Source organism: Thalassobaculum sp. OXR-137 (assembly GCF_034377285.1).
Lineage (GTDB): Bacteria > Pseudomonadota > Alphaproteobacteria > Thalassobaculales > Thalassobaculaceae > Thalassobaculum.
Window position 1 is genome coordinate 2791180 of the sequence record NZ_CP139715.1, and the last position, 23233, is coordinate 2814412.

Annotated in this window: 23 protein-coding genes; 18 read left to right on the forward strand and 5 right to left on the reverse strand. The window is 71.1% G+C overall.

Annotation, left to right across the window (positions count from 1 at the left end):
- The first annotated feature begins 35 nt into the window (after window positions 1-35).
- The 18 genes from T8K17_RS13180 (at window position 36) to T8K17_RS13265 (ending at window position 16780) form a co-directional block, all read left to right on the forward strand.
- Window positions 36-1034, forward strand: a complete 999-nt coding sequence (locus T8K17_RS13180; RefSeq protein WP_322330191.1) for a hypothetical protein — start codon at window positions 36-38, stop codon at window positions 1032-1034.
- Between the two features lie 86 nt (window positions 1035-1120).
- Window positions 1121-1519 carry a hypothetical protein gene (locus T8K17_RS13185; protein WP_322330192.1) on the forward strand — a complete coding sequence of 133 codons (399 nt, stop codon included), beginning with the start codon at window positions 1121-1123 and terminating at the stop codon, window positions 1517-1519.
- Complete coding sequence (locus tag T8K17_RS13190) at window positions 1516-2259, forward strand: lytic transglycosylase domain-containing protein (RefSeq protein ID WP_322330193.1); 744 nt, start codon at window positions 1516-1518, stop codon at window positions 2257-2259. Before T8K17_RS13185 ends, T8K17_RS13190 begins: the two co-directional genes overlap by 4 nt.
- A 67-nt stretch (window positions 2260-2326) precedes the next feature.
- A complete protein-coding gene (locus T8K17_RS13195; RefSeq protein WP_322330194.1) occupies window positions 2327-3967 on the forward strand; it encodes a hypothetical protein in 1641 nt (546 codons plus the stop codon).
- Window positions 3964-4509: a hypothetical protein gene (locus T8K17_RS13200; protein ID WP_322330195.1), complete on the forward strand. Its 546-nt coding sequence runs from the start codon at window positions 3964-3966 to the stop codon at window positions 4507-4509. Before T8K17_RS13195 ends, T8K17_RS13200 begins: the two co-directional genes overlap by 4 nt.
- Before the next feature lie 3 nt (window positions 4510-4512).
- On the forward strand, window positions 4513-5727 hold the full coding sequence (locus T8K17_RS13205) for a hypothetical protein (RefSeq protein WP_322330196.1): 1215 nt from the start codon (window positions 4513-4515) through the stop codon (window positions 5725-5727).
- Between the two features lie 60 nt (window positions 5728-5787).
- Window positions 5788-6336, forward strand: a complete 549-nt coding sequence (locus T8K17_RS13210; RefSeq protein WP_322330197.1) for a hypothetical protein — start codon at window positions 5788-5790, stop codon at window positions 6334-6336.
- Window positions 6333-7223, forward strand: coding sequence for a hypothetical protein (locus tag T8K17_RS13215; RefSeq protein ID WP_322330198.1), 891 nt, complete (start codon window positions 6333-6335; stop codon window positions 7221-7223). The genes T8K17_RS13210 and T8K17_RS13215 overlap by 4 nt, the downstream gene beginning before the upstream one ends.
- A 95-nt stretch (window positions 7224-7318) precedes the next feature.
- Window positions 7319-7705, forward strand: coding sequence for a hypothetical protein (locus tag T8K17_RS13220; RefSeq protein WP_322330199.1), 387 nt, complete (start codon window positions 7319-7321; stop codon window positions 7703-7705).
- Window positions 7705-8223 (forward strand): hypothetical protein, encoded by a 519-nt coding sequence (locus T8K17_RS13225; RefSeq protein WP_322330200.1) that lies wholly within the window; start codon window positions 7705-7707, stop codon window positions 8221-8223. The genes T8K17_RS13220 and T8K17_RS13225 overlap by 1 nt, the downstream gene beginning before the upstream one ends.
- A gap of 425 nt (window positions 8224-8648) precedes the next feature.
- Entirely contained in the window at window positions 8649-9512 is an 864-nt protein-coding gene (locus tag T8K17_RS13230) for a hypothetical protein (protein ID WP_322330201.1), read from the forward strand.
- 133 nt (window positions 9513-9645) lie between these two features.
- A complete protein-coding gene (locus T8K17_RS13235) occupies window positions 9646-10257 on the forward strand; it encodes a hypothetical protein (RefSeq protein WP_322330202.1) in 612 nt (203 codons plus the stop codon).
- A 63-nt stretch (window positions 10258-10320) separates the two neighbouring features.
- Complete coding sequence (locus tag T8K17_RS13240) at window positions 10321-11265, forward strand: LysR family transcriptional regulator (protein WP_322330203.1); 945 nt, start codon at window positions 10321-10323, stop codon at window positions 11263-11265.
- A gap of 355 nt (window positions 11266-11620) precedes the next feature.
- Window positions 11621-12322 (forward strand): DUF1194 domain-containing protein, encoded by a 702-nt coding sequence (locus T8K17_RS13245; protein WP_322330204.1) that lies wholly within the window; start codon window positions 11621-11623, stop codon window positions 12320-12322.
- Window positions 12312-12551, forward strand: coding sequence for a sulfurtransferase TusA family protein (locus T8K17_RS13250; RefSeq protein WP_322330205.1), 240 nt, complete (start codon window positions 12312-12314; stop codon window positions 12549-12551). The genes T8K17_RS13245 and T8K17_RS13250 overlap by 11 nt, the downstream gene beginning before the upstream one ends.
- 494 nt (window positions 12552-13045) lie before the next feature.
- Window positions 13046-14770 carry a dihydroxy-acid dehydratase gene (locus T8K17_RS13255; RefSeq protein ID WP_322330206.1) on the forward strand — a complete coding sequence of 575 codons (1725 nt, stop codon included), beginning with the start codon at window positions 13046-13048 and terminating at the stop codon, window positions 14768-14770.
- Window positions 14771-14799: 29 nt separating this feature from the next.
- Window positions 14800-15264: a DUF3237 domain-containing protein gene (locus T8K17_RS13260; RefSeq protein ID WP_322330207.1), complete on the forward strand. Its 465-nt coding sequence runs from the start codon at window positions 14800-14802 to the stop codon at window positions 15262-15264.
- Window positions 15265-15376: 112 nt separating this feature from the next.
- Window positions 15377-16780: an amidase gene (locus tag T8K17_RS13265; RefSeq protein WP_322330208.1), complete on the forward strand. Its 1404-nt coding sequence runs from the start codon at window positions 15377-15379 to the stop codon at window positions 16778-16780.
- Window positions 16781-16930: 150 nt separating this feature from the next.
- Here the strand turns inward: T8K17_RS13265 and T8K17_RS13270 are convergent, their stop codons facing one another.
- The 5 genes from T8K17_RS13270 to T8K17_RS13290 all read right to left on the reverse strand — a co-directional run bounded on the left by T8K17_RS13270 (window position 16931) and on the right by T8K17_RS13290 (window position 23124).
- On the reverse strand, window positions 16931-17644 hold the full coding sequence (locus T8K17_RS13270; RefSeq protein ID WP_322330209.1) for an SDR family oxidoreductase: 714 nt from the start codon (window positions 17642-17644) through the stop codon (window positions 16931-16933).
- A 105-nt stretch (window positions 17645-17749) separates the two neighbouring features.
- A complete protein-coding gene (locus tag T8K17_RS13275; RefSeq protein ID WP_322330210.1) occupies window positions 17750-19111 on the reverse strand; it encodes an APC family permease in 1362 nt (453 codons plus the stop codon).
- Window positions 19112-19436: 325 nt separating this feature from the next.
- Complete coding sequence (locus tag T8K17_RS13280) at window positions 19437-20669, reverse strand: cytochrome c (RefSeq protein ID WP_322330211.1); 1233 nt, start codon at window positions 20667-20669, stop codon at window positions 19437-19439.
- Window positions 20666-22426 carry a GMC family oxidoreductase gene (locus T8K17_RS13285; RefSeq protein WP_322330212.1) on the reverse strand — a complete coding sequence of 587 codons (1761 nt, stop codon included), beginning with the start codon at window positions 22424-22426 and terminating at the stop codon, window positions 20666-20668. Before T8K17_RS13285 ends, T8K17_RS13280 begins: the two co-directional genes overlap by 4 nt.
- Window positions 22423-23124, reverse strand: coding sequence for a gluconate 2-dehydrogenase subunit 3 family protein (locus T8K17_RS13290; protein ID WP_322330213.1), 702 nt, complete (start codon window positions 23122-23124; stop codon window positions 22423-22425). Before T8K17_RS13290 ends, T8K17_RS13285 begins: the two co-directional genes overlap by 4 nt.
- Window positions 23125-23233 lie beyond the last annotated feature (109 nt).

Here is a 23233-nt window from a genome sequence, read left to right on the forward strand (position 1 = left end):
GGTCTGCGGGCGGGGCGCGGCGCGGAGGGCGGGAAATGAGGAAGGTGAGGGAGATGGCCTGCCGGGTCTTGCTGTTGACGATCGCCAGCGGATTGTTGATTTCCTGCGCTTCGGCGGCGACCCGCGGGAACGCCCAGGATCTGGGCCGGGCCGGCGAGGGGGCGGGCGGGTCCGGGACCGGGCCGCTCAAGGTGCTGGTCCTCGGCGAGGACGGCCATGACGCCCTGATCCCGCGCGGCGATCCGGCTTTCCGCCGCGTCGTCACCGAACTGCAGGAGATCATGGATCGCCGGGGCTTCCGGGTGGTGGACGAGGAGGCGGTGGCCGCCGATCTCGGCTGGCCGGCGCGGGACTATCGCGACAAGACCGAGGTTCTGGAGGCGGCCAAGCTGGCGAATGCGAGCGAGCGGGCCGCGTCCCGGGTGCAGGCGGCGCTGCTGTTCCGCATCGAAGGCACCTATCGCGACCTGCGCTACGCCACCCGGATCGATCTCCACCTGTCCGGCGACCTCTATGATGTGCGCAGCAACCGGTTTCTCGGCGCGGTCGATCTGCCGACGGAGAGGGTGACCGTGCCGGGGCGGTGCCTGACCGCCGCCTGCGGCTCCCACGCCGTGTCCGCGCGGGCGCGGGATCTGGCGAGCGAGCTCGGTACGGTGCTGGCGCGCAAGCTGGCGGCCCTGGCCCCGCGGGACTCGGCTACGGCGGCGCCGGTGGAGGCAGGCGCGCCGGTGCTGGAGGCGGTCTATACGGTGACGTTCCGCCACCTCACCACCGAGGAGGCGCTGTCGGTCATCGACGTCATGACCGACGGGTTCCCCGGCTACCGCAGCCATGACCTGCTGCGCGGCGGCGGCGCGGTGCGGCGCTACGAATACGTGACCACCGCCAGCGCGGCGAAGATCGAACGCTGGCTGACGTTGCTGCTGCTCGATATGGGGCTCGATCCGGAGCGCGAGATCGTTCTTGCCGTGCGCGACCGGGACATCCGGATCGAACGGGTGCTGCCGGCGACCGCGACCACCCCCCAGTGACCGCCGGCGAGGGGGCTGCGCGAAACTCGCCCTGGCTCTTCCATGGCTAGGTGAACGATCGGAAAGCTGCGGCCGAGGAGGGTTTCATGGAAGACGACGCGATCGCCGGCGGACTGACCGAAATCGCTCTGGCCCTGGCCATGGCCTTCTTCTGCATCCTGGTGCTGGCCCTGATGTCCATGGGCGCCCCGACCACCACCGCGCAGGACGGAGTGCCGGCGGTGCGGACCGCCGGCGGAAGCGCGGCGCCGCCCGCCGCCGAGGCGGAGCGGACCGTCGTGCTGTTTCACGCGGGAGGGTTCCGGGATCGGCAAGGGCGGACGGTCGACCCGCAAGCCTTGTCGGGACGGGTGCTGCTGGCCGTCGATCCGGCCCTGCCGCTGACCGAAGTGCTGGCGGCCCAGGGCCGGGTGGCGGGCGACGTCCTGGTCGCCGCCCTCGACCCGGCCTGGCTCGACCAGCTGCCCCGGGGCGTCGTGCCATGAGAGGGGGCGTTCTGGCGTTGGTCGCCGCTCTGTTGCTCGCTTCTCCCGCCGGGGCGCGGGAGGAGGGGGCTTCGCGGGAGGAGGTGCGGCGCATGGTGGTGCAGGAGGCGCTGCGCAGCGATCTGGTGCCGCCGTCCCTGGCCCTTGCGGTCGCCGAAGCGGAATCCGGGTTCGACGCCGACGCGGTCAGCCCGGCCGGCGCACGCGGGGTCATGCAGATCATGCCGGCGACCGCGCGGGGCGAGTTCGGCGTGGCGGCGGACGAGCTCTGGAACCCCCGCCTCAACATCCAGCTCGGGATCGCCTTCCTCGAGCACCTGATCGACCGGTACGACGGCCGCTGGGATCTGGCCCTGTCGCATTACAACGGCGGCTCCGCGGTCGGGCGCGGACGCGACGCGCGCGTCATCCCGGCGACCCGCGCCTATGTGGACAAGGTGCTGACCGGCGAGCGCCGCCACGCCCGCGACGCCGCGATCCGCGCCCTGACCGACAGCGTCGCCGACGCCGCCGCCGGGCTCGACCGGCAGGGGCGCGTACTGGCCCTGGCCGACGTCGCGCCCGACCGCCCAGCCGACCGTGCCGCTGCCGAGCGCGAAAGCCGGCACGGCGACCCGCACCGGGAGTGGCCGCCGGTCCGGCACGGGGCCCTGGACGACGACCGGTCCGGCTCGGCCGGGCTGCTGGACCGCATCGCCCGGCGCAAGGCCCGGTTCCGCGCGCTTCTCGTTTCCGGTTGAAAAATACGCGATCATAAACTCCAATGCGTGCAGGAGCTTCGCCCCGCGACCCGATCAGGATACCGCCATGGACGGCATCTCCACCGAACGCGCGCTGCTCTCCGGGGCGATCAGTCCGGAGCTGGAGGCGGCATTCCGCACGGTGGCGGATGCGGATCTCGGCGGCGGGCGAAAATATGCGCCGGCGATCATGCGCGCCCTGTCCCGCACCGTCGCCGCCCGGGCCTACGGCAAGCCGATGCTCGAGCTTTGCCACCTGCTGCGGGTCGCCGATGCGGTCGGCGGGCGCCACGGCTGGCCCGCCCTGATCTTCGGGGTTCAGGTCGCCCGCGGCCCGGCCTTCCGCGCCCATGTCCAGGACGGGGCCCGCCGCTGCCCGGCCTTCGGCCAGGATTTCCGGCTGGAGGCGGACGGGGTGACGATCGCCTATCCCGACGGGCCGTTCACCGTGAGCTACGGGCGCATGGGCTTTCTCGCCGCCCTGCTGGAGCTGATGGTCACGGCCCTGGGCTACCGGGCGGTCGATGCGGAGATCCGCGCCTGGCTGGACGCCCCGTTCGACGGCCGCCGGGCCACGGCCCATGCCAATGCCCTGTCCCGCCTGTTCTACGACCACCTGCGGGAGCATCTGTCGACCGCCCAGAGCCTGCGGATCTTCGCCCGGATCGTCGGCTTCCTGGAGGCCGACCGCGGCGGGGGCTTCACCCTGGACGATCTCGACGACCGCGCCGTGCTGGACTACTGGCACCGGGGCGTCACCGCCGGCGACGAGGACGCGGCGGAGCTGCGCGGATTCCGGGCCGTCACCGAGCGCTTCGGCATGCTGCGCACGGCCCTGCAGGCGGCATTCGAGCGCCATGCCGTCGACACCGCCGCGCCGGTCGGCCCCGACCGGGATGCGGGGGAGGTCGATCCCGGCACGATCCTCGCCCTGGTGGAGGCGCATGACGGGGAGGCCGACGAGCTGCGGGCGTTGCAGGGCGACCCGGCCGCCGCGGTGAAGTTCCTCACCGGCAAGGAGGTCGGCGAGCTCGACCTGATCGCCCGGCTCGGCTCCCATGCCGGCACCCTCGCGCTTTCCGTCCTGCGCGCCTCCACCTTCGGCGCGGTCCAGGCCCGGTTGAGCCAGGCCATGCGCCGCCGGGCGCCCGAGGCGGAGGTCGCGGCGTTGATCGGTCTCAGCGCGTGCGAAACCTACGGTCAGCGGCTCGAGCAGTGGCGGCGCCTGGAGCGCCGGCTCGACCGCATGGCCCTGGCGGCGCTCGCGGTGCTGGTCGACGCCGACCGGGCCGAGGCGGCGTTGGAGGTCCTGGCCTGGGTGCCGGCGGCCGATCTGAGCGGCCTGCGGGATCGGCTGCCGAGTGCCGAGGACGGCCCCAATGTCGTCGCCTTGCGGCCGGGCGGGGTCGCCGGCATGGTCGCCGCCCTGGCCGATCCGACCGTCGTCGGACCCGACGTCGCCGGACTGATCGCCGACGCCCGGCGGGCCCTGCGCGGTCTCGCCCGGTCCGGCTTCGCCCCGGAGGACCGGCGGTCGGGCGCGGCGGTCGACGGCATGGCGGCGGGCGCGCCGTTGGTGCGGCGCCTGCTGGTGCGGCTTCAGACCGTGCGCGCCACGGCCGAGAAGCGGATCGGCGACGGCGGTTTCGCTCGGGACGCGGACCGCTTCCGCGACGGCTTCCGGGCTCTGTACGGCGCCGCCGCATGACGGCGGGCTGGAACGCGCTGGACCGCGACGGCCAGGAGATTGCGGCGACGGTCTTCGTTGCCCTGGATGCCGCGCGGGCGCTGAGCGACGGGGCGGCCCGGAGCGTTTCCTCCGCCGCCCGACCGTCGCCCTCCGCCATCTGGTCTGCCCTGGCGACCGGCCGTCCCCTGCCGGCCGGCATCGAGGCCGACGCGGATCTCGACGCCCTGCTGGCGGATGCCGCCGCCGTCGCGTTCCCCCGTCCGGCCGCGGCGGCGACCCCCCAGGCGGCGTCCCTGCCGGCGTCGATCGACCGCCGGGCGGAAGGGGCGCGGATCCGGGTCGTCGCCTCCCGCGGCGCGCCGGGGCAGAGCTATGTCACGGTCGCCCTGGAGGAAACCGCGGTTCCGGTGACCCGCCTGATCGTCGTGCTGGATGCGCGGGCACCGGTGGAGGTCGCCCTGCCGGCCCCGCGCGCCGGCGCGATCCAGCTTCTCGTCGACGATGCCGATCCGCTCCTGGGGGCCCTGAGGGATGCGGATGCCCGTCTCTACCTCGTGTAAGGCGTGACGGCCGAGCGCACCGATCGGCCGGCGGCGGCCGGCGACCGGCTGCGGGTCGCCATCGCCACCACGGCCGGGCCCAGCGTGGTGCGCCGGATCACGCCGGAGGATCCGGAGCTGCGCTCGGTGGTCTGCCTCCGGGGCACTGCGACCGCCCTGGCGATCTCCGACGATTACGACGCGTTCGTGCGCCGGCCCACCGGGGTGGTCGAGCGGGACGTCGGCCACCGGGTCTTCCGGGTCGATGTCGACCGCCCCATCGACGACGGGCGGAGCTGGCAGCTCGGCCTCTACATCGCCCATCGTCTGAAGGCCGCGGGCCGGCTCGCCGAGGACGATGAGCCGGCGGCCGGCATCGTCTGGGCCACCGGCACCGTCTCCGCCGACCTGGCGATCGGACCGGTGGAGCGGGTGGCGGAGAAGGCGCGCCGCTCGGCCGACTTGATGGCGGTGGGGGTGCCCGTGCTCGCCGTCGCCGCCCCGGTCCATGCCGACGCCCTACCCGACCTGGCGGAGCCGCTCGCGGCGGCGCGGGTGGAGGAGGTTCTGGCCCATCTCGGCCTGGCGGCGCCCAAGGTCCGGCGTGGCGATCCGAGGCGGCGCGCCGGGGCCGCCGTGGCGCTGCTCCTGGCTGTCGGCGGCGGCTTCTGGGCCCTCCGGCCGGACGGTGAGGCAGCGCGCAGCCCGCCCGACGCCGTCCCGTCGGCGGAGGCATCCGCATCGCCGATGCCCGCCGGGCCGCCGGCCTTCGATGCCGGGGCCGTGGCCTTCGAGGTGCTGGAGGCGCGGATGGCCGGCGACGGTTGCGGCACCGGGCATCCCGTCGATCCGGCGGTGGTCTCCGTTGCCGGGGTCTGTGCGGTGGCGTTCCGCGCGACCAATACCGGGGGCGGGCCCGTGCGGCTGTGGCTGTATGGGGCCGTCCAGGGGGGCGTGCGCGAATACGCCTCGCGCCGGCGCCACACCGAACTGGCGGTCGGGACCCTCGATCCCGGCGCGAGCGGCACAGTCCGGGTGCAGCCGCCGGACTGGGCGCGGCGCCCGATCGTGGTGCGCGGCTTGCTGGTTCTGGCCGAGGGCGACCGGCCACAGGTCGACGGTGCGCTTGCCGGTATCGACCTGCTGTCGGCCGGCGAGGTCGACACGCTGGTCGCCGGACTGCGCGATCTGGACGTGGAGGTGCGAGAAATTTTTCATCGGGTGACGCCGGCACGCTGAAAACCGGCCCTGGGCTGTCCATGGCGATGGAGATCACCCCGCTCGCCGCAGGAGGCAGCCATGGGCAAAGCCGGGCTCCGTTCCGTTTCCGCCGTCGCGCCAGCCGTCACCCTGGCCGTGACCCTGGCTGCGGCCTTGGCCGCCTGCGCCGTGCCGCCTCCGCCGGCGGCGGAGGGGATCGGCTATCGCGAGGCGCGGTTCGCCGAGGTGGAGGCCATGCGGGCCTACCGGTCCTGCCGCGACGAGGGACTGGCTCTGGACCGGCAGGCGCGCGCGTCCGGCGATGCCGTCCGCTACCTCGCGGTCGCCCGACTGCTGGAGGGCTGCGAGGCGGATCTCGGTGCCGCGGCCGCCCAGCTCGATCTGGAAGAGCGCATGCGCGCCTACGCGGTGGCGGTGCAGAGCCGACTGAAAGGCGGCGACGTGGCGGGCGCGCGCGCCGGTCTGGATCGGTTCGCGGAGGCGTTTCCGGCCCGCGACCTGTACTTCGAGGACGGGGCGTCCTTCCTCGACAGCCTGCGGGCGGTGGTCGCGGCGGAAAGCGGGCGGGGCAGCGTGCCGCGCCCGCTGGCCGAGGAACTGGCCCGGATCGAACGGTGGCACCGATGAGGGCGCTCCGGAGCGTGCGGCTTGCTGTGCTGGCGGCCCTGGTCTGCGCCGCCGCGGGGATGCGGCCGGGATCGGCCCAGGAACCGCCGAGCTGGGCCCCGGTGGCGAGCGAGACGCTTGTGCGCTTGCCGACTTTCTCTCTGGAAAAGGCGGTGGAGCGGGATTTCCGCGACTCCTCCCTGGCCGATGCCCTGCGCGACACGGCGGCGGCCGCGGACGGCGCCGCCGGGTCCCTGGCTGCTCTTCAGGCGGCGGCCGAGGCCACGTCGGGGCCGGAGCGTGACGCGGCGCGCCATCGCTTCCTGGTCGCCAAGCAGGATTACGTGGCCCTGATGGGCGCGCGTCAGGATCTGGAGCGCCGGCGGATCGAGACCGAACTCGGCCTCTACAGGCGGCTTCTGGAGCGGGTGACCCGTGCCGGATCGCCGGCCGGCGATCCGGCGCTGGCGGATCTTGCGGACCGGCGCCAGGCGGCGCAGCGGCGGCTCGAGGCGAGTGCCGAGGCCGTCGACATGAAGCTATTCGCCGCGTCCGCGGCACCGGAGAGCCGATACGGGCGCGAGTACCGCATCCAGGCGGCCGCCATCGACGGTCTGCTGGCGGCGATCGACGCCCATCCGATGAACGCCGCGCCCGTCGTGGACGGCCGCGACCTCGGCAAGGCCGAGTATCTGGCGCACCTCATCGCCGAGGCGGAGAGCGGACTGGCCCTGCTCGATCAGAAGGATCTGGTGCTGGCCTATATGGCGAAGCTGGTGGCGCTGGACGCGATGGCTCTGGCCGACGAGGTGGAGACCCGGCCCCAGGGCGGTGCGACGGGTGCTGGCCGACCGCCCGATCTGCGCGACCCGAGCGCGGCGGTCGGTTTCTTCACCGCCCCGCAGTGAGCTCGGCTTGCCCAGGTCCCGACTTGCTCAGGTCCAGGTTGGGCCCGCTCCAGGTCTTCGCTGTCCGGAGGTCCTGTCGACATAAGGAGGAAGCCATGGTGCCGATGATCCCGTTCGTTCTCGCCGTGTTGTTGTTCCTGATCCCGGGCGGGGCCGCCTCGGCCGATGCGCTGGAAAGCCTGGAGCGGGAGCGGGCCAGGCTGCTCGTCACCCTGCTCGACCCGGACCGGGAGGCGGCGGCCCGGCAGAGCGCGGTGGAGGTCGCCCGGCGCCGGTTGATCGACCTGGAGCGGATCGCCCTGCGCGACCCGAAGACGGCGGCCGACACCCGGCCGATCGCCCGGCGGGCCTTCGCCGATTACGACCTGACGTTCCTCGCCCACGCCTCGCTCGAGCGGGACATGGCGGTGCTCGACCTCTGGCTCGAGCGGGTCGGCCTGTCGACCGCGCGGATCATGGCCGCCCGGGTGGGACGGCGGTGATGCGGCCGGGCGCGGTTCCGGCCCGGCCCGGGCCGGGGGAGGTGTCGCGGGCGCTGGCGATCCTGCTGGCGGCGGTGAGTATCGGTCTCGCCCTTGCGGTCTGGACGACCGGCGACCGGCCCTCGGCGCTCGCTCTGCAGGCGGAGCGGGTGACCGGGCCGGTGTTCATCGCCGGTGTCCTGCTCCTGACGCTGATCGCCCTGGTGGCGGCCGTCCGGCTGCATCGCAATCCCGGCGACCGGACCTGGCGCGCGCTGGGACTGCAGGCCGCCTCGGGGATCGCCACCCTGGCCCTGACCTTCACCCTGCTGGGCATCGGTCTCGGCATCTCCAGCCTGTCCAGCGCGCCGATCGGGCCGGACACGGTCGCGGGGGTGATCGCCACCCTGACCGGCCGGTTCGCCCTGGCCTTCGCCACCACCGTGGTCGGGCTGCCCCTGGCCGCCTCGCTGCGCGCCGTGCTGCTGGTGCTGGCCTCCCGCCGGCCCGGGGCGCAGGAGCGGGGGGACACACCGTGAAGTTCGTCCTGTTCAACGCCGTGGTGGGCGCGGCCCTGGCCTATCTGATCCTGGCGGAGCGCGGCCAGACCCCTGCCGACTGGGTGCCGGATCCCCGGCAGCGCGTGGCGGAAGCGGTGGCTCCGGCGTCCTCTGGGGCCGATCTCCCGGTTGCGGTCGGTCCCGCGCCGCAGCCGGATCGGTCTCCATCGGGCGAACCTGCGGCCCCGGCACCGGACTCGGTCTCGCAGGGGCCGGGCGCGCCGGCGGGACGTCCGGGTGAACCCCGACCGGACCCTCCTCCGTCGGCAGGTCCCCCGCCTGACGGGCCGAGGTCCGACCCGGTGCAGGCATTGCTCCATGACCTGCCGGCGCGGGATTTGCCGGACCGCCTGCGCGACCTCGCCCGGACCATGGAGAGCCGGTTCCTCGCCGGCATGAAGTGAATGGCGGCCGCCGAGGATACGGCGCCCGAGGAGAAGGCGCCGAAAGTGACGGCGCCCGACGCACCGGCCGTCTTGCAACACGCCTCCGGCCTGTGGGCCCCGGTCCTGCTGGCCCTGGTTCTTGGCGCTCTGGTCTTTCTCGCCCGGAACCCGGCCGGGCCGCCCCCTCGATCCAGTCCGCCGCCGGTCGCCTCGGTCCATCCGATGCCGCGGGCGATGGCTTTGACCGGGATCGGCCTGCCGCCGCCTCCGATCCCGGCGGGCGCGGCCGCGTCGGCGCCTGCACCCGCCCGCCCGCCCGCGGAGCCGGCCGCTTCCGGATCGCCCGAGAGCCCCAGCCGGGAGGCCGGGACCGCTGCCGGGGCGGCGCTGCTCCGGGCCTTGTCGTCCGGGACGGGCCCGACCCTGACCCTGCTCTGGCCGCCGTCGCCGGCGGACCGGCGGCGGATCGCCGACCATCTCGCCCGCTGCGGCGGCCTGGTCGTGGCGCTGATGGCGGCGGGACGGCTTTGGCGGCTGGAGGATCCGCCGGGCCGGCCTTGGACCGGTCGCGACGGCTATTCCCCGCTGCTCCGCCGGGCGGACGCTCTCGCCGCCGCCGGCTCGGGACGGCTGGCGCAGCGGATCCGGACCCATCACGGGAGGCGGGACGGCACGCCGGTGGCCTTGCTGGCGCGGGACTTCGATGCCCGTCTGCTCGGCGGTCTCGCCCGGCTGGCCGGCCCCGGCGCGACGGCCCTGTCCGCCGCCTATGCGGTGGACGGGGACCTGCTCGTGCTTGCCGATATCCGCATCGACGGCCGGCCGGCCGGCTCATCGTCCGGCGACCGGGTCGCGCTGGGGAGGCTCGGGCAATGCGACTGATCCGGGCGGCGCCGATAGGGCGGGGTCTCGGCCTCGCCCTGCTCCTGGGCGTGTCGGCCTGCATCGCGGTTCCCGCGCCGGATCCGGGCGGGGAGGGGCCGACTCCGGACTTCTGGCGCGCCCCCCGTCCTGCGTGGCGATCCTGCCGGCCGCCGCGTCGGGAGAGATCGCGGCCCGGGTCGCCGAGCACGCCTTGACCCGGCACCTGTCCGGCCGGGTCGATACCGTCATCGGGCCCGAGGCGCGCGACCGTCTGACCCGCCGGCTGGCCCTCGATCTGGCGCCCGCCGCTTTTCCTGAATTTTCGCAAGACGCATCCCTCGATTCCGGCGTTCCATACGACGATTTTCGTGTCACCGAACGCCAGTCGGTGGAACGAAAACGTTTCGCCGAGCGGGTCGGATGCGGCCATGGTGCCGAGCTGTCGGTGCACGCGACCCGCACCTTCGCGGTCGTCTGGAGCGTGGCGCAGGTCGATCTGGCGCTGCGACTCGTGGACCTGCGCCACGGCGTCACCCTGTGGCGGTCCCGGCATCGGGCGAGCCGCGGCGCGGGCGGCGTGCCGGCCTCGCCTGTCGGTCTCGCGCTGGCCCTGGGGCAGGCCGGGCTTTTCGTCGCCGACCGGGACCTGCTGGCCTCGGTCCTGGACGACGGGCTGCGGGCGGTGCTGCGCGATCTGCCGGACATGCGCGGTCACCCGCACTCCCCGCCGCCGGTCCCGCCGCCGCCCGGTCCAATCCCTTGATTCCGCAAAGCCGGGGGCGGATCATGGCCGACGGCTTTGCAAATTTCGACCGAGGTGACGGGCATGTCCGGCGGCGCGTCTGGCCACATGGGCTCTGGCAGCATGAACTGGGACGACCTGCGCTACTTCCTGGCGGTGGCGGCGGAGGGCAGCCTGTCGGCGGCGGCGCGGACCCTGCGGGTCAACCCGGCCACGGTTAGCCGTCACATCGACGCGCTGGAGGCCCGGTTCGAGGTTCGGCTGTTCGACCGGCGCCAGGACGGCTACGGCCTCACCGAGGCGGGCGAGAAGCTGGCGGGTCGCGCCCGTGCCATCGAGACCGAGATGTTCGGCCTCGCCCGCGCCTTCGACGCCGAGGACCGGGGGCTGACCGGCACGGTGGCCGTGACCTCCACCGAGTCCCTCATCGTCCCGTTTCTCATCCGTAACCTGCCGCTGCTGCAGGATCGCCACCCGGGCATCCGGCTGCAGGTCGTCAACGAGTACCGCTTCCTCAACCTGTCGCGCCGCGAGGCGGACGTCGCCATCCGCATGGCCCGGCCGGAGCAGGGCGACCTGGTGATCCGCCGCATCGGCACGCTCGGCTTCGGCCTGTACGCGTCGTCCGCCTATCTGGAGACCCATGGAATGCCGGCCGCGCCCGGCGATCTGGCCGGACACGCGGTGATCGACTGGCTGGACGGGTTTCCGGAGAACGCGCCGGTGAGCTGGCTGCGTCAGCAGATGGGCGGGCGGCCGCCGGCCTTCGCCACCAATCCGGCCAGCGCCCGCCTCGCCGCCGCCCGGGCGGGGATCGGCATCGCCCTGGTGCCCTGCATGGTGGGCGACGAAGCCCGCGATGTCGTCCGGGTGCTGCCCGGCACCGAGATCCCCGGCGTGGACCTCTGGCTGCTGGTCCACCGCGACCTGTCGAAGCTAGCGCGGATCCGCGCGGTGCTGGACTTCATCCACGAGCGCGCCCAGGCCGAGGCCGACCGGATCGCCGGCAGGACCGCGCCCCGATCCTGACCCCGGGTCGGAGCGATTACCGGCCGCTCGTGGCATTCCTCACGGCATTGCGAGTTGATCGCTGCCACCCTGCCACTTTGAATTCCTGAAGTGCTGCTACTCGCACATGTGACAGACACCTTCGAGCGATGGGGCTGTGGATGTGATGTGGACAATTTTTGGCCTTCGGAATCATAGGCGATCCGCCGAAACCGACTTGGATTTTAAAGTTAAAAATTCGCCGGATCGTCGGTTGAGCGAAAAGCGGCGGGTTTCTCCCCTTGGTGGCCTTTCGGCGCTTCGGCACATATCCACAGGCTGGACCGGGTTTTTTCTGTTGGCGGCGCTGGTCTTAACCCCCGTCGCGCAGGCCCAGGTGCAGGTCCAGACCGGGTCCCCGATCGAGGTCGATCTGGAACTGGTTTTCGCCTCGGACGGGTCGGGATCGATCGACGACGAGGAGCTCCGTTTCCAGCGTCAGGGCTATGCCGCGGCCCTTGCCGACCAGCGGGTGCAGGACGTGATCGCCGCCGGTCCGCTCGGCCGGATCGCGGTGGCCTTCGTGGAATGGGGCGCGCCGGAGAGCCAGCACACCATCGTCGACTGGACCGTCATCGCCGGCCGCGACGACGCCCTGGCTTGGGGCGCGAAGCTGCTGGCGGCCCCTCGGGCGGCCTATGGCTACAACTCGATCAGCGAGGCCATCGCCTATTCCGCCGACCTGATCCGCACCAACGACATTCAGGGTGCCCGCAAGGTGATCGACCTGTCCGGCGACGGCCCGCAGATCGGCGGCCGGCCGCTCGCCCTGATCCGCTCGATGGCCGTCGCCGACGGCATCACCATCAACGGGCTGGTCGTCGCCAACCGCAATGTGCGCACCGGGCCGAGCGGCGAGCCGCTGGAGGAGCATTACGAGATGGACGTGATCGGCGGACTCGGCGCCTTCGTCGTGGTGGCGACCGAAGAGAGGGGCTTTACCCAGACCGTGCTGGCGAAGATGGTGCGGGAGATCGCCGACGCCCGGCCGACGGGTGCGGCGACGCAATTTGCCCAGGACACGCCGGATGAGCGCTGACGAACCGATTGCCAAATCCCTCGACGTGCGCGGCCTGAAATGTCCGCTGCCGGTGCTGAAGGCGCGCAAGACGATCGGACAGGTCGAGATCGGGGCGCTGCTGGAGGTGCTGGTCACCGATCCGGCGGCGGTGCTGGATTTCCGCCACTACGCCCGCCAATCCGGCCACGAACTGGTCGCGGCGGAGGAGGGCGAGGTCCTACGCTTCGTCCTGCGCCGCACGAGCTGAGACCGGGCGGACGCCGCGGTCCCGAGAGCTCCGATCGCCCAATAACCGACTTCCTGGACCCCTCCGGCCCTTCGCCGGAGGAGATCAAGGACCGTGCTCCGTCTACCGGGTGCCACGGTCCTGGATCTCCCCTCCCGGACGGGGTCCGGAAGGTCCGTCCAGGCAGTCGCGTTGGGAGAAGTCGCGTTGGGAAATGGGGCGAGGCGGCTACGCCGGTCTCGGCGCATGCTGTCGGCTCTCCTGCATTCCTGCATTTTCCCGACTTCCTGGACGTCCTGCCCGGACTCCGTCCGGGTGGGGCGATCCAGGATCGTGGCACGTCGCTGCCAGTGCCACGATCCTGGATCTCATCCGACCTTGCGGCCGGAGGCGTCCAGGAAGGCGCTGTGAGGGAAAAGATTGAAGGATCGCCGGGAGAGGCGTGTCCCTTCGATTTGCGCGCCTTCCCAATCCGCACCGCCCGCGACTATGGTGCGCGCGGGAGGAACCAAATAATGACCAATGACGAAACGCCCAAGGGCCTCGGACGCGGCCTGACCAACTACGGCGACAACGAGTTCAGCCTCTACCTGCGGCGCTCCATGGCCTCGTCCATGGGCTACAGCCGCGAGATGCTGGACAAGCCCGTGGTCGGGATCTGCTCCTCGGGGAGCGGCTTCAACAACTGCCACCGGCTGATGCCGGAACTGGTCGAGGCCACCAAGCGCGGGGTGCTCGCCGCCGGCGGCCTGCCGATCGAGTTCCCGACGATCTCCCTGGGCGAGACCTTCCTGAACCCGACCTCCCTGATGTACCGCAACCTGATGAGCATGGACGTGGAGGAGATGATCCGCGCCCAGCCGATGGACGCGGTCGTGGTGATCGGCGGCTGCGACAAGACCCTGCCGGCCCAGCTCATGGGGGCGGCCAACGCGGAAGTCCCGGTGGTCTACTGCGCCGTCGGCCCGATGCTGACCTCGCCCTATGACGGCGAGCGCCTGGGCGCGTGCACCGACTGCCGCCGGTTCTGGGGCAAGTACCGCGCCGGCGAGGTGTCGGACGAGGGCATCAAGCGGATCGAGGGCAGCCTCGCCACCACCGCCGGCACCTGCGCCGTCATGGGCACGGCCAGCACCATGGCCTGCATCGCCGAGGCCCTGGGCATGACCCTGCCGGGCACCGCTTCCATCCCGGGGGTCCATGCCGACCGCCTGCGCGCCGCCGAGGCATCGGGCGTGCGCGCCATGGAACTGGCGCTCGCCAAGGGCGACGACCGGCTGCTGCCGCGCGACATCATCACCGAGAAGTCGGTGGAGAATGCCCTGCGCGTTCTGCTCGCCATCGGCGGGTCGACCAACGCCATCGTCCACCTGACCGCCATCGCCGGCCGTCTCGGCATCCCCGTCGATCTCAACCGGCTGAACGTGATGTCGGACGAGACCCCGGTGCTGGTCGACCTGAAGCCGACGGGTGCGCATTACATGGAGGACCTGTTCGCCGCCGGCGGGCTGGTCGGCGTGCTCCACGCCCTGCGGCCGCTGCTGCATCTGGACACGGTGAGCGTCACCGGCGAGACCCTGGGCGACCGGCTGGATGCGGACAAGACCTGGATCGACCACAACATCGTGCGCACCTTCGAGGAGCCGTTCCAGGACAAGGGCGGCCTGGTCGCCCTGTTCGGCTCGCTCGCCCCGCGCGGCGCGATCCTCAAGCGCTCGGCGGCCGATCCGACCCTGTTCGAGAAGGAAGGCCGGGCGGTGGTGTTCTCCAGCCTGGCGGACCTGGCGGCGCGGATCGACGATCCCGACCTGGACGTCAATCCCGACGACTTCCTGGTGCTGCAGAATGCCGGCCCGAAGAGCCCGGCGGCGATGCCGGAGGCGGGCTACCTGCCGATCCCGAAGAAGCTGGCCCGCGCCGGGGTGAAGGACATGGTCCGCATCTCCGACGCCCGCATGAGCGGCACGGCCTTCGGCACCATCGTCCTGCACGTCACCCCGGAAGCCGCCGATGGCGGCCCGCTCGGCGTGGTGCGCACCGGGGACCGCATCCGGATCTCGGTGGAGAACCGCTCCATCGACCTGCTGGTGGACGACGCGGAGATCGCGAAGCGCCTGGAGGAGATCAAGCCGGAGACGGTGCAGCCGACCCACAAGCGCGGCTATCGGAACCTATACATGAACACGGTCACCCAGGCCGATCAGGGCGTCGATTTCGACTTCCTGGTCTGGAAGGACTGACAAGAAACGATCCCGAGGGAGATATACGCATGTCCGAGATCCAGACCGAATTCGTGATGGAGCTGAAGCTCAGCGTCGACCTGCCGCTGGCGGCGATCGGCAATACCCAGTACGGCGACCGGCGCATCGCGCGGGTCAAGGGCGGCACCTTCGAGGGGCCGAACCTCAAGGGCACCGTGCGCGACGGCGGCGGCGACTGGATCCTCAACCGGACCGACGGGGTCACCCAGCTCGACGTGCGGCTGATCCTCGACACCGAGGACGGCACGCCGATCTACATGACCTACAAGGGCCTGCGCCACGGCCCCAAGGAGGTCATGGACCGGATCGCCGCCGGCCAGCCGGTGGATCCCTCGGAGCTGTATTTCCGCACCGCGCCGTTCTTCGAGACCGCCGCCGACGGCCCCTATGCCTGGATGAACAGGGCGGTGTTCGTGTCCACCGGCGACCGCAAGCCGGAAGGGCCGGTCTACCGGGTGTTCAAGGTTCTCTGACGGCGGGCCAGGGCGTGGCCCGGCACTCCGTACATTGATCTTCGGCTGACGGCTTGCCAAGCTGGCGGGGACCCACCTCTCGACCACTCCCCCGCCAGCATTGGAGACCGTCATGACCGGCGCCACGCGCTATGACCCCCGTCAGTTCAAGGCCCTGACCTGGTTCGACGCGACCGACGCCTTCGCCAAGGGCAGCGACACGCCGCGCGACTATCTGGAGCGCTGCCTGGAGACGGTCGACGCCCGCGAGCCGGTGGTGAAGGCCTTCGCCGCGCTGAACCGGGAGAGCGCGCGCGAGGCCGCCGACGCCAGCACCGCGCGCTGGAAGGACGGCAAGCCGCTGTCTCCCATCGACGGCATGCCGGTCGGCATCAAGGACCTGCTGGAAACCAAGGACATGCCCACGCAGCTCGGCTGCGAGGCGATGACCGGGAACTTTCCCAAGAACGACAACGCGGCCGTCTGGGCGCTGCGCCAGGCCGGCGCGGTGATTTTCGGCAAGACCGTGACGGCGGAGCTGGGCGGCAACCATCCGGGGCCGACCACCAACCCGTTCGATCCGGCGCGTACGCCGGGCGGATCGTCCTCCGGCTCGGCGGCGGCGGTGGGCGCGGGCTTCATGCCGGCGGCCATCGGCTCCCAGGTCGGCGGCTCGATCATCCGGCCGGCGGCGTTCTGCGGCAACTTCGCCCTGAAGCCGAGCCAGGGCGGCATCCATCGCGGCGAGCGCCAGGCCACCTCCATGAGCACCCACGGCCCCCATGCCGGCTCGATCGAGGACATGTGGCAGGTCGCCATCGAGGTGGCGAGCCGCTGCGGCGGCGATCCGGGCCGCGCCGGCCTCCAGGGGCCGAAGACCACTCCGCAGGCGATCAGGCCGAGCCGGCTGATCCTGCTGGAGACCGACGGCTGGGCGCGCACCGATGCGGACAGCCACAAGGCGATGGCGGGCCTGCTGGACCGGCTGCAGGCGGCCGGGGTGGAGATCCTGCAGCGCGGCGATCATCCGCTGATCGAGAGCCTGGAGCAGTCCCTGGTGGGGGCCGGCGACCTCGCCAACACCATCACCGCCTGGGAGAACCGCTGGACCCTGCGCAACCTGATCGACAACAAGGGCGAGGGGGTGAGCGAGCGGATCAAGGCGCGCATCGGCGCGGTGGAGGCGTTGAGCCCGGACGACTACCGCCAGCTCCTGTGGCGCCGCGAGGGACTGCGCGCCGCCTGGCGGGCGCTCGGTCCGGTCGCCGACGCGTTCCTGACCTTCTCCTGCCCGGGTCCGGCGCCGCTGTGGCCGGGCGACATCCCGGGTCAGCCGCTCGCCAAGCAGCCGACCGGCGATGCGGTGTTCAACACGCCGAGCTCGCTCGCCGGCGCGCCGGCGGTGACCATGCCGATGCTGGCGGTGAACGGGTTGCCGGTGGGCGTCCAGGTGATGGGCCAGGAGGGCGACGACGCCCGCATGACTGGCCTGGCACGCTGGATCAGCGGCACCCTCGATCCGGTGATCGTGGGATAGGGCGCTCCCCCAACCCCCACCCCAAACCCGACTTCCTGGACGTCCCGGCCCTCTGCCGGGGCGATCCAGGATCCTGTGATGAACGCCCGGGCACGGTCCTGGATCGGCCCTGCGGGACCGTCCAGGAAGTCGTGTGGGTTAAAGCGAGCTTCAGAACCCCACCGTCTCGCCCTTCTGGTCCACCAGTTCCCCGCTGCGCGCAGGGGTGAGCCCGTCGACAACCGCCAGCAGTTCGGCCGCTGCGGTTTCCGGCGGGCGGACCTCCAGCCCGGCCTTGGCGAAGGGGGCCGACAGGCCGGTGTCGACCGTGCCGGGATGCAGGGCGACGCAGACCGCCTCCCGGTGCGTCCGCCCCAGTTCGATCGCCGCACAGCGCACGAGCTGGTTCAGCGCCGCCTTCGACGCGCGGTAGGCGTACCAGCCGCCGATCCGGTTGTCCGAGATCGAGCCGACCCGGGCCGACAGGGTGGCGAACACCGCCTTGCCCGCGCGCGGCAGCAGCGGCAGGAAATGCTTCATCAGCAGGGCCGGGCCGGTGGCGTTCAGGGCGAAGGCGCGGGCGAGGTGTTCGGGGTCGAGCTGGCGCCAGGATTTCTCCGGCTGGAACCGGTCGTCGTGCAGGAACCCGGTGGCGTCGACGATCAGCCGGGGCGCGGCGTCGGCGTCCCGCAGGCGGTCGGCGGCGGCGGCGATCGACGCCTCGTCCAGCAGGTCGAGCGGTGGGTCGCCGCGCCGGGACAGGCCGATCGTGCGCTCGAAGCGGCCGCTGGCATCGATCGCGGACAGAAGGGCGGCGCCGATGCCGCCGGACGCGCCGACGACCACGGCCGTCCCCGAGGCGGGGAAGGAGGAAAGCTGTGTCATGCGGCGACGGAGATGGGGGCCGCCCGCCCGCCGTCAAGCGCCGGACGACGGTTTCGCGTTGTGGCGCCGCCGGCCGTCTTGACCGGCTCCCCGATCGGAGACCCGCTATTCCCGGCGCATCCAGAGCCGGGTGACGACCCACAGAACGATGCCGATGCCGATGAGGACCGCGGCGATGCCGTACTGGGCGGGGTCCCGGCCGGTCCACGGCCCCACGAGAAACGCGCAGGTCACCGCTCCGGCAATCGCGACCCAGGTCGGCGTGCGGAAATGGTCGTGCTCCACCTTGTCCTTGCGCAGGACCAGCACGGCGATGTTGACCACCGTGAACACGCCGAGCAGCAGCAGGGCCGTGGTGCCGCCGAGCTGCGGCACCGCGCCGACGAAGGTGATCAGGCCGGCCGCCAGCACGGTGGTGAACAGGATGGCGGTCACCGGGGTCCGGCGTTTGCGGTTCACCTTGCCGAGCACGCCGGGCAGCACGCCCTCCTCGCTCATCCCGTAGATCAGGCGGCTGGCCATCAGCAGGTTGATCAGGGCGGAGTTGCCGACCGCGATCATGGTGATCAGGCCGAAGATCCACGGCGGAAAGCCGGGGGCGCCGGCCTCCACCACTTTCAGCAGCGGCGTGTCGCCCTCCGACAGCTGGTCCAGCGGGACGATGGAGACCGCGACCACTGAGACCAGGACATAGAGGATCGCCGCGATGATCAGGCCGGCGAACAGCATCTTGGGGAAGTTCCGGCCCGGATCCTTGGTCTCCTCCGCCATGTTGACCGAGTCCTCGAACCCGACCATGGCGAAGAAGGCCAGGGTGGTCCCGGCGATCACCGGCCAGAAGACGCCGTCCTCGCCGGTGTCGAAGTCGAACGCCTTGCCGATATCGACGTCCCCCGCCCCGAAGACCAGCATGCCAATGACCAGGATGATGATCAGCCCGGTCAGCTCGATACAGGTGAAGACGGCGTTGACCAGGACGCTCTCGCCAACCCCGCGCATATTGATCAGCGCGATGGCGGCGACGAAGCCGAGGCCGATCAGGGTGATCATCCAGCCGCCGAGTTCGAGGCCGAACCCGTTGGAGAAGTTCTCGGCGAAGGCCCGCGCGGCGGTGGAGGAGGAGGTCAGGCCCGAGGACATGACCGCGAAGGCGACGAGGAAGGTCACGAAATGGATGCCGAACGCCTTCTCGGTGTACAGCGCCGCGCCCGCGGCCTTGGGGTATTTGGTAACCAGTTCGAGATAGCTGCAGGCGGTCAGCGCGGCGACGACGAAGGCCACGAGGAAGGGCAGCCAGACGATGCCGCCGACCTCCTCGGCCACCTTGCCGGTGAGGGCGTAGATGCCGGTTCCGAGAACGTCGCCGACAATGAAGAGCAGCAGCAGACCCGGTCCGATGGCGCGCTTCAACTTGGGCTTGTCGCGGTCAGCCCGCGGGGTGGAGTCCTGCTCAGTGACGTCAGACATTGGCAACTCCAAATCTCGGTTGCGATCCGGGCTGCGGCCGCATGGAAGCGCGGTCGACGGGAGACGCTGAAGAGTGCCGGGCTTGGCCCGTTACCGATGAACGCCGCGTCGGTCGATCAGTTCCCCTGATTTTTGAAGGGATAAGGGCGGGCGACGGCGCGTCGGCCGACTTCGGGACCTCGGCGGCGGACAGACGCGGTCTGTGGCGAAACCGGCGATCGCGCGCGGCTCACCTTCATCCGCAGCCCTCCGGCATGGGCGACGGTCACCGGTCGCTTGCGCGACCTGGCTGCGGAGTGTCCGGTCCTTGATCCGGCAAAGTCTCTCAGTGGGCGCCGCGGAGGTCCGCGACGGCCTCTTCGGTCACCGCGCTCGCGGAATTGCCGAAGGCGTTCCGCACGTAGGTAAGAGTGGCGGCCACCTCGGCGTCGCTGAGCTTCCAGTGGAAGGGCGGCATGGCGAACGGGGTCGGATAGCGATCGGTCGGCACCGCCTTGGCCCCGTCCAGGACCGCCCGGATGAGGGTCGTCGGATTGCGCGAATGGACCAGGGACGATCCGGCCAGGGTCGCGAACATGCCTTTCACGCCTTCGCCCTTCGGCCCGTGACAGGCGGCGCATTGGGTGGCGTAGATCTCGGCACCGAGAGTCATGACCGTGTCCTCCGGACGCGCGGTCTCGTCGCGGTCGTTTTCCTCTTCGGCGTCCACCGGCAGGTCGCGCAGGTAGGCGACCACCGCGGAGATATCCGCATCGGTCATCCAGCGGGTCGACTTGTCGATCACTTCCGCCATCGGCCCGAACGCGGCCGTCCGGTCGTTGCGGCCGTGCTTCAGGAAGGCCTTCAACTCGGTCTCGGGCCAGTCGCCGATCCCGTCGCGCCCCTCGGCCCGCAGGGACGGGGCGAACCAGCCCTCGGCCATCCCGCCGGTATAGCGGGCGCTGCCCTGCTTCTCCGCCCCGATGAGATTGCGCGGGCTGTGGCAGGCCGAGCAGTGGCCCAGCCCTTCGACCAGATAGCGCCCGCGGTTCCAGTCGGCCGATTTCTCGGGATCCGGCACGAAATCCTTCTCCTCGAAGTTCAGCAGGTTCCAGGCGCGCATGGAGGCCCGCATCCCGATCAGCGGCGGCAGCTCCGGCTTGCGGATCTCGTTGCGGACCGGGTCGAGGCTCTGGAGATAGGCGAAGATCGCGTCGGAATCCTCCCGCGTGACATAGGTGAAATGGGTGTAGGGGAAGGCCGGATAGAGGCGCTCGCCGTCCTCGCCCACGCCCTCGTCCAGGGCGCGGAAGAAGGTGTCGGCGTTCCAGTCGCCGATGCCGGTGTCCGGGTCGGGGGTCAGGTTGGCCGAATAGATCGTGCCGAACGGGGTCGGCAGGGCGCGGTTGCCCGCATAGGACGGCTGTCCTGCGACCGTGTGGCAGGCCTCGCAGTCGCCGACGCGGGTGAGATAGAGGCCGCGCTTCACGGTCGACCAGGTGTTGGCGTCCTGGGCGGCGACCGGTCCCGCGGCCAGCAGGCCGATCAGCGCGATGACAAGAGTGCCTGTCCGGGTCATGCCTGCACCAAGGGGCCGGGATTGCGCAGATACTGCTCGCGGATCGCCTTGGCCGAATGATAGGCGAGCGCGGCGACGGTGCCGGTCGGGTTGTAGCCCGGGTTCTGCGGGAAGGCGCCGGCCCCCATCAGGAACAGGTTCGGCAGGTCCCAGCTCTGCAGATAGCGGTTGATCACGCTGCCCTGCGGGGTGGCGCCCATCATGGTGCCGCCGGTGTTGTGGGTGGTCTGGTAGGGCGCGATGTCGTACGGGACCTTGGCCTGGCTCACCTTGATCTCGCGTCCGCCCATTGCCCGGGCGATCTCGGTGGCGCGCTCGGTGATGTAGCGCGACATGGCGATATCGTTGGGCTTGCAGTCGAAGGTCATCCGCATCAGCGGGCGGCCGTAGACGTCCTTGTAGGTCGGGTCGAGGTCGAGATAGTTCGAGCGGTAGCTCATGACGGCACCATGGGTGCCGACCTTGATCGTGTGGTTGTAGCTGTCGCGGACCGCCTGCTTCCAGCCGAGCCCGAACTTCGGCGTGCCGTCCGGCACCGGGTGGCTCTCGATCGGCCGGCCGTTGGTCTGCCATTGGGCGATGTAGCCGCCGCCGATGAAGCCCAGGCCGCTGTGGTCGAAATTGTCGCCGTTGAACTCGTCGATGACCTGTCCCAGCGCGCCGGCGCCGATGAACGGGTTCACCGCCAGGTCGTCGTAGAAGACGCTGACGCCCGAGACGATCTGATAGGCGTAGTTCTTGCCGACCACGCCCTGTCCGGTTGCCGGGTCGTAGGGCTGCCCGATGCCGGAATGCAGCATCAGGTGGACGTTGTGAGTGATGTAGGCGGCCAGAATCACCATGTCGGCGGGCTGGTGGAAGACCTGGCCTTCCTCGTTGACGTACTCCACGCCGGTGGCCTGTTTGCCGTCATGCAGCACCCGCAGCACCATCGCCCCGGTGCGCAGGCTGAAATTGTCGCGCCGTGCCAGGGCCGGCAGGATCGTGGTCGAGGCGGTCGCCTTCGAGTAGTTGCCGCAGGCGAACTTCTCGCAGAAGCCGCAATAGGTGCAGGGTGCGAGCTGCACGCCGAGCGGGTTGGTATAGGCTTGGCTCATATTGGCCGACGGCCCCGGGAACGGTGCGTAGCCGAGCTCGCGCGCGGCATCGGCGAAAACCATTGGCGCCTTCACCATCTGCATCGGCGGCGTCGGATACTCGCTGGATCGCGGCCCTTCGAACGGGTTGCCGCCCTCCTGGATCCGGCCGTTCAGGTTGCCGGCCTTGCCGGCGATGCCGCAGATCTTCTCGAACGTGTCGTAATGCGGCTCGAGCTCGTCATAGGTGACGCCCCAGTCCTGGATCGTCATATCCTCGGGGATCGCATCCCCGCCGTACCGCTCCTCGTTGTGGCTGCGCGCCTGGAAGTCCGACGGCAGGAAGCGCCAGGTCTGGCCGTTCCAGTGCACGCCTGAGCCGCCGACGCCCGTCCCGGGCAGGAACGAGCCCAGCATGCGCATCGGCAGCGCGGTCTGGTCTTGCGTGTTGCGGAAGGTCAGGGTCTCTCGCGAGAGGCTCTCGAACAGCTCGTCGCGGTAGCGGTACCGGACCTCGTCCTGGGCGTTGGTGACCGCGTAGTCGGTCGAGGTGTTGCGCCAGAGCCCGCGCTCCAGGGCCAGGACGTCCAGACCCTCCAGGGTGAGCTGTTCGGCCATGATCGCGCCGGTCCAGCCGAACCCGACGATGACGACGTCCTTGCGGGGGAGTTTGGTGGTCATGGGGTTGTCCTTCTGGCGACGGACACGGGATCCAGGATCACGGGCTTGCCGCCGTGATCGATCCAGGGGCGGTAGTCGTAGCGGGCACCGGGGAAGCCGATCATCCGCCAGCCCTGCATGTCCCGGTTGCCGCCATAGACCGGGTCGCCGAAGAATCCTTCCAGGGTGTTCTGCCAGAGCGTGTCGAAGAACGTCTTGGCGTGGACATGCTCCAGCTCGATCTCCCCCTCCGACAGGCGGGTCAGCACGTCGTCCTGGGCGTCGTCGTCGAGATCGGCGAAGGGACCGTTGTTCGCGGCGGCGAGGAACGCCTCGATATCCGCGATCGCCTGGCGGTACAGCAGGGCCGGAGCCTCGGCCTGATATCCCTGGGTGGCGAGACCGGCCTGGAAGGGCGGTTGCAGATAGTAGATATCGCCGCGGCCATAGGCGCCGGCGAGCTGGGCATCGATGTAGTCCACCACGCCGAGTTCGGAGGCCGACGGTGTGTCGTCGGCGGGGATGAGGCGATCGACGGCGGCGGTGACGAACGTCCGTTCCTCGTCCGTGAGGAACCGCCTGGACGCGTCGAAGTCATTTGGCGGCTGGGCCTTGCCCGATGTCCAAGGGATCCCTCCCCGGAACTCACGCGCCTGGGCCCCTGCGGCAAGGGCCAGGGCGGAGACCCCGACAAGAAACGATCGGCGCAACATGTGCATGAGCCTGTCTCCCGGTCTTCGTTCCTGGGAAACGGCGGGGGCGGAGGTCGGTTCCAGCGGAATCGGAAACTCGCGATCCTTCGATGCAACCGAAAGCGGATCCTCACGT

Excerpts from the sequence above, each read along its gene's own strand:
- T8K17_RS13180 (WP_322330191.1), top strand. The coding sequence starts at position 36 with ATGAGGAAGGTGAGGGAGATGGCCTGCCGGGTCTTGCTGTTGACGATC.
- T8K17_RS13185 (WP_322330192.1), top strand. The coding sequence starts at position 1,121 with ATGGAAGACGACGCGATCGCCGGCGGACTGACCGAAATCGCTCTGGCC.
- T8K17_RS13190 (WP_322330193.1), top strand. The coding sequence starts at position 1,516 with ATGAGAGGGGGCGTTCTGGCGTTGGTCGCCGCTCTGTTGCTCGCTTCT.
- T8K17_RS13195 (WP_322330194.1), top strand. The coding sequence starts at position 2,327 with ATGGACGGCATCTCCACCGAACGCGCGCTGCTCTCCGGGGCGATCAGT.
- T8K17_RS13200 (WP_322330195.1), top strand. The coding sequence starts at position 3,964 with ATGACGGCGGGCTGGAACGCGCTGGACCGCGACGGCCAGGAGATTGCG.
- T8K17_RS13210 (WP_322330197.1), top strand. The coding sequence starts at position 5,788 with ATGGGCAAAGCCGGGCTCCGTTCCGTTTCCGCCGTCGCGCCAGCCGTC.
- T8K17_RS13215 (WP_322330198.1), top strand. The coding sequence starts at position 6,333 with ATGAGGGCGCTCCGGAGCGTGCGGCTTGCTGTGCTGGCGGCCCTGGTC.
- T8K17_RS13220 (WP_322330199.1), top strand. The coding sequence starts at position 7,319 with ATGGTGCCGATGATCCCGTTCGTTCTCGCCGTGTTGTTGTTCCTGATC.
- T8K17_RS13225 (WP_322330200.1), top strand. The coding sequence starts at position 7,705 with ATGCGGCCGGGCGCGGTTCCGGCCCGGCCCGGGCCGGGGGAGGTGTCG.
- T8K17_RS13230 (WP_322330201.1), top strand. The coding sequence starts at position 8,649 with ATGGCGGCCGCCGAGGATACGGCGCCCGAGGAGAAGGCGCCGAAAGTG.
- T8K17_RS13240 (WP_322330203.1), top strand. The coding sequence starts at position 10,321 with ATGTCCGGCGGCGCGTCTGGCCACATGGGCTCTGGCAGCATGAACTGG.
- T8K17_RS13250 (WP_322330205.1), top strand. The coding sequence starts at position 12,312 with ATGAGCGCTGACGAACCGATTGCCAAATCCCTCGACGTGCGCGGCCTG.
- T8K17_RS13255 (WP_322330206.1), top strand. The coding sequence starts at position 13,046 with ATGACCAATGACGAAACGCCCAAGGGCCTCGGACGCGGCCTGACCAAC.
- T8K17_RS13260 (WP_322330207.1), top strand. The coding sequence starts at position 14,800 with ATGTCCGAGATCCAGACCGAATTCGTGATGGAGCTGAAGCTCAGCGTC.
- T8K17_RS13265 (WP_322330208.1), top strand. The coding sequence starts at position 15,377 with ATGACCGGCGCCACGCGCTATGACCCCCGTCAGTTCAAGGCCCTGACC.
- T8K17_RS13270 (WP_322330209.1), bottom strand. The coding sequence starts at position 17,644 with ATGACACAGCTTTCCTCCTTCCCCGCCTCGGGGACGGCCGTGGTCGTC.
- T8K17_RS13275 (WP_322330210.1), bottom strand. The coding sequence starts at position 19,111 with ATGTCTGACGTCACTGAGCAGGACTCCACCCCGCGGGCTGACCGCGAC.
- T8K17_RS13280 (WP_322330211.1), bottom strand. The coding sequence starts at position 20,669 with ATGACCCGGACAGGCACTCTTGTCATCGCGCTGATCGGCCTGCTGGCC.
- T8K17_RS13285 (WP_322330212.1), bottom strand. The coding sequence starts at position 22,426 with ATGACCACCAAACTCCCCCGCAAGGACGTCGTCATCGTCGGGTTCGGC.
- T8K17_RS13290 (WP_322330213.1), bottom strand. The coding sequence starts at position 23,124 with ATGCACATGTTGCGCCGATCGTTTCTTGTCGGGGTCTCCGCCCTGGCC.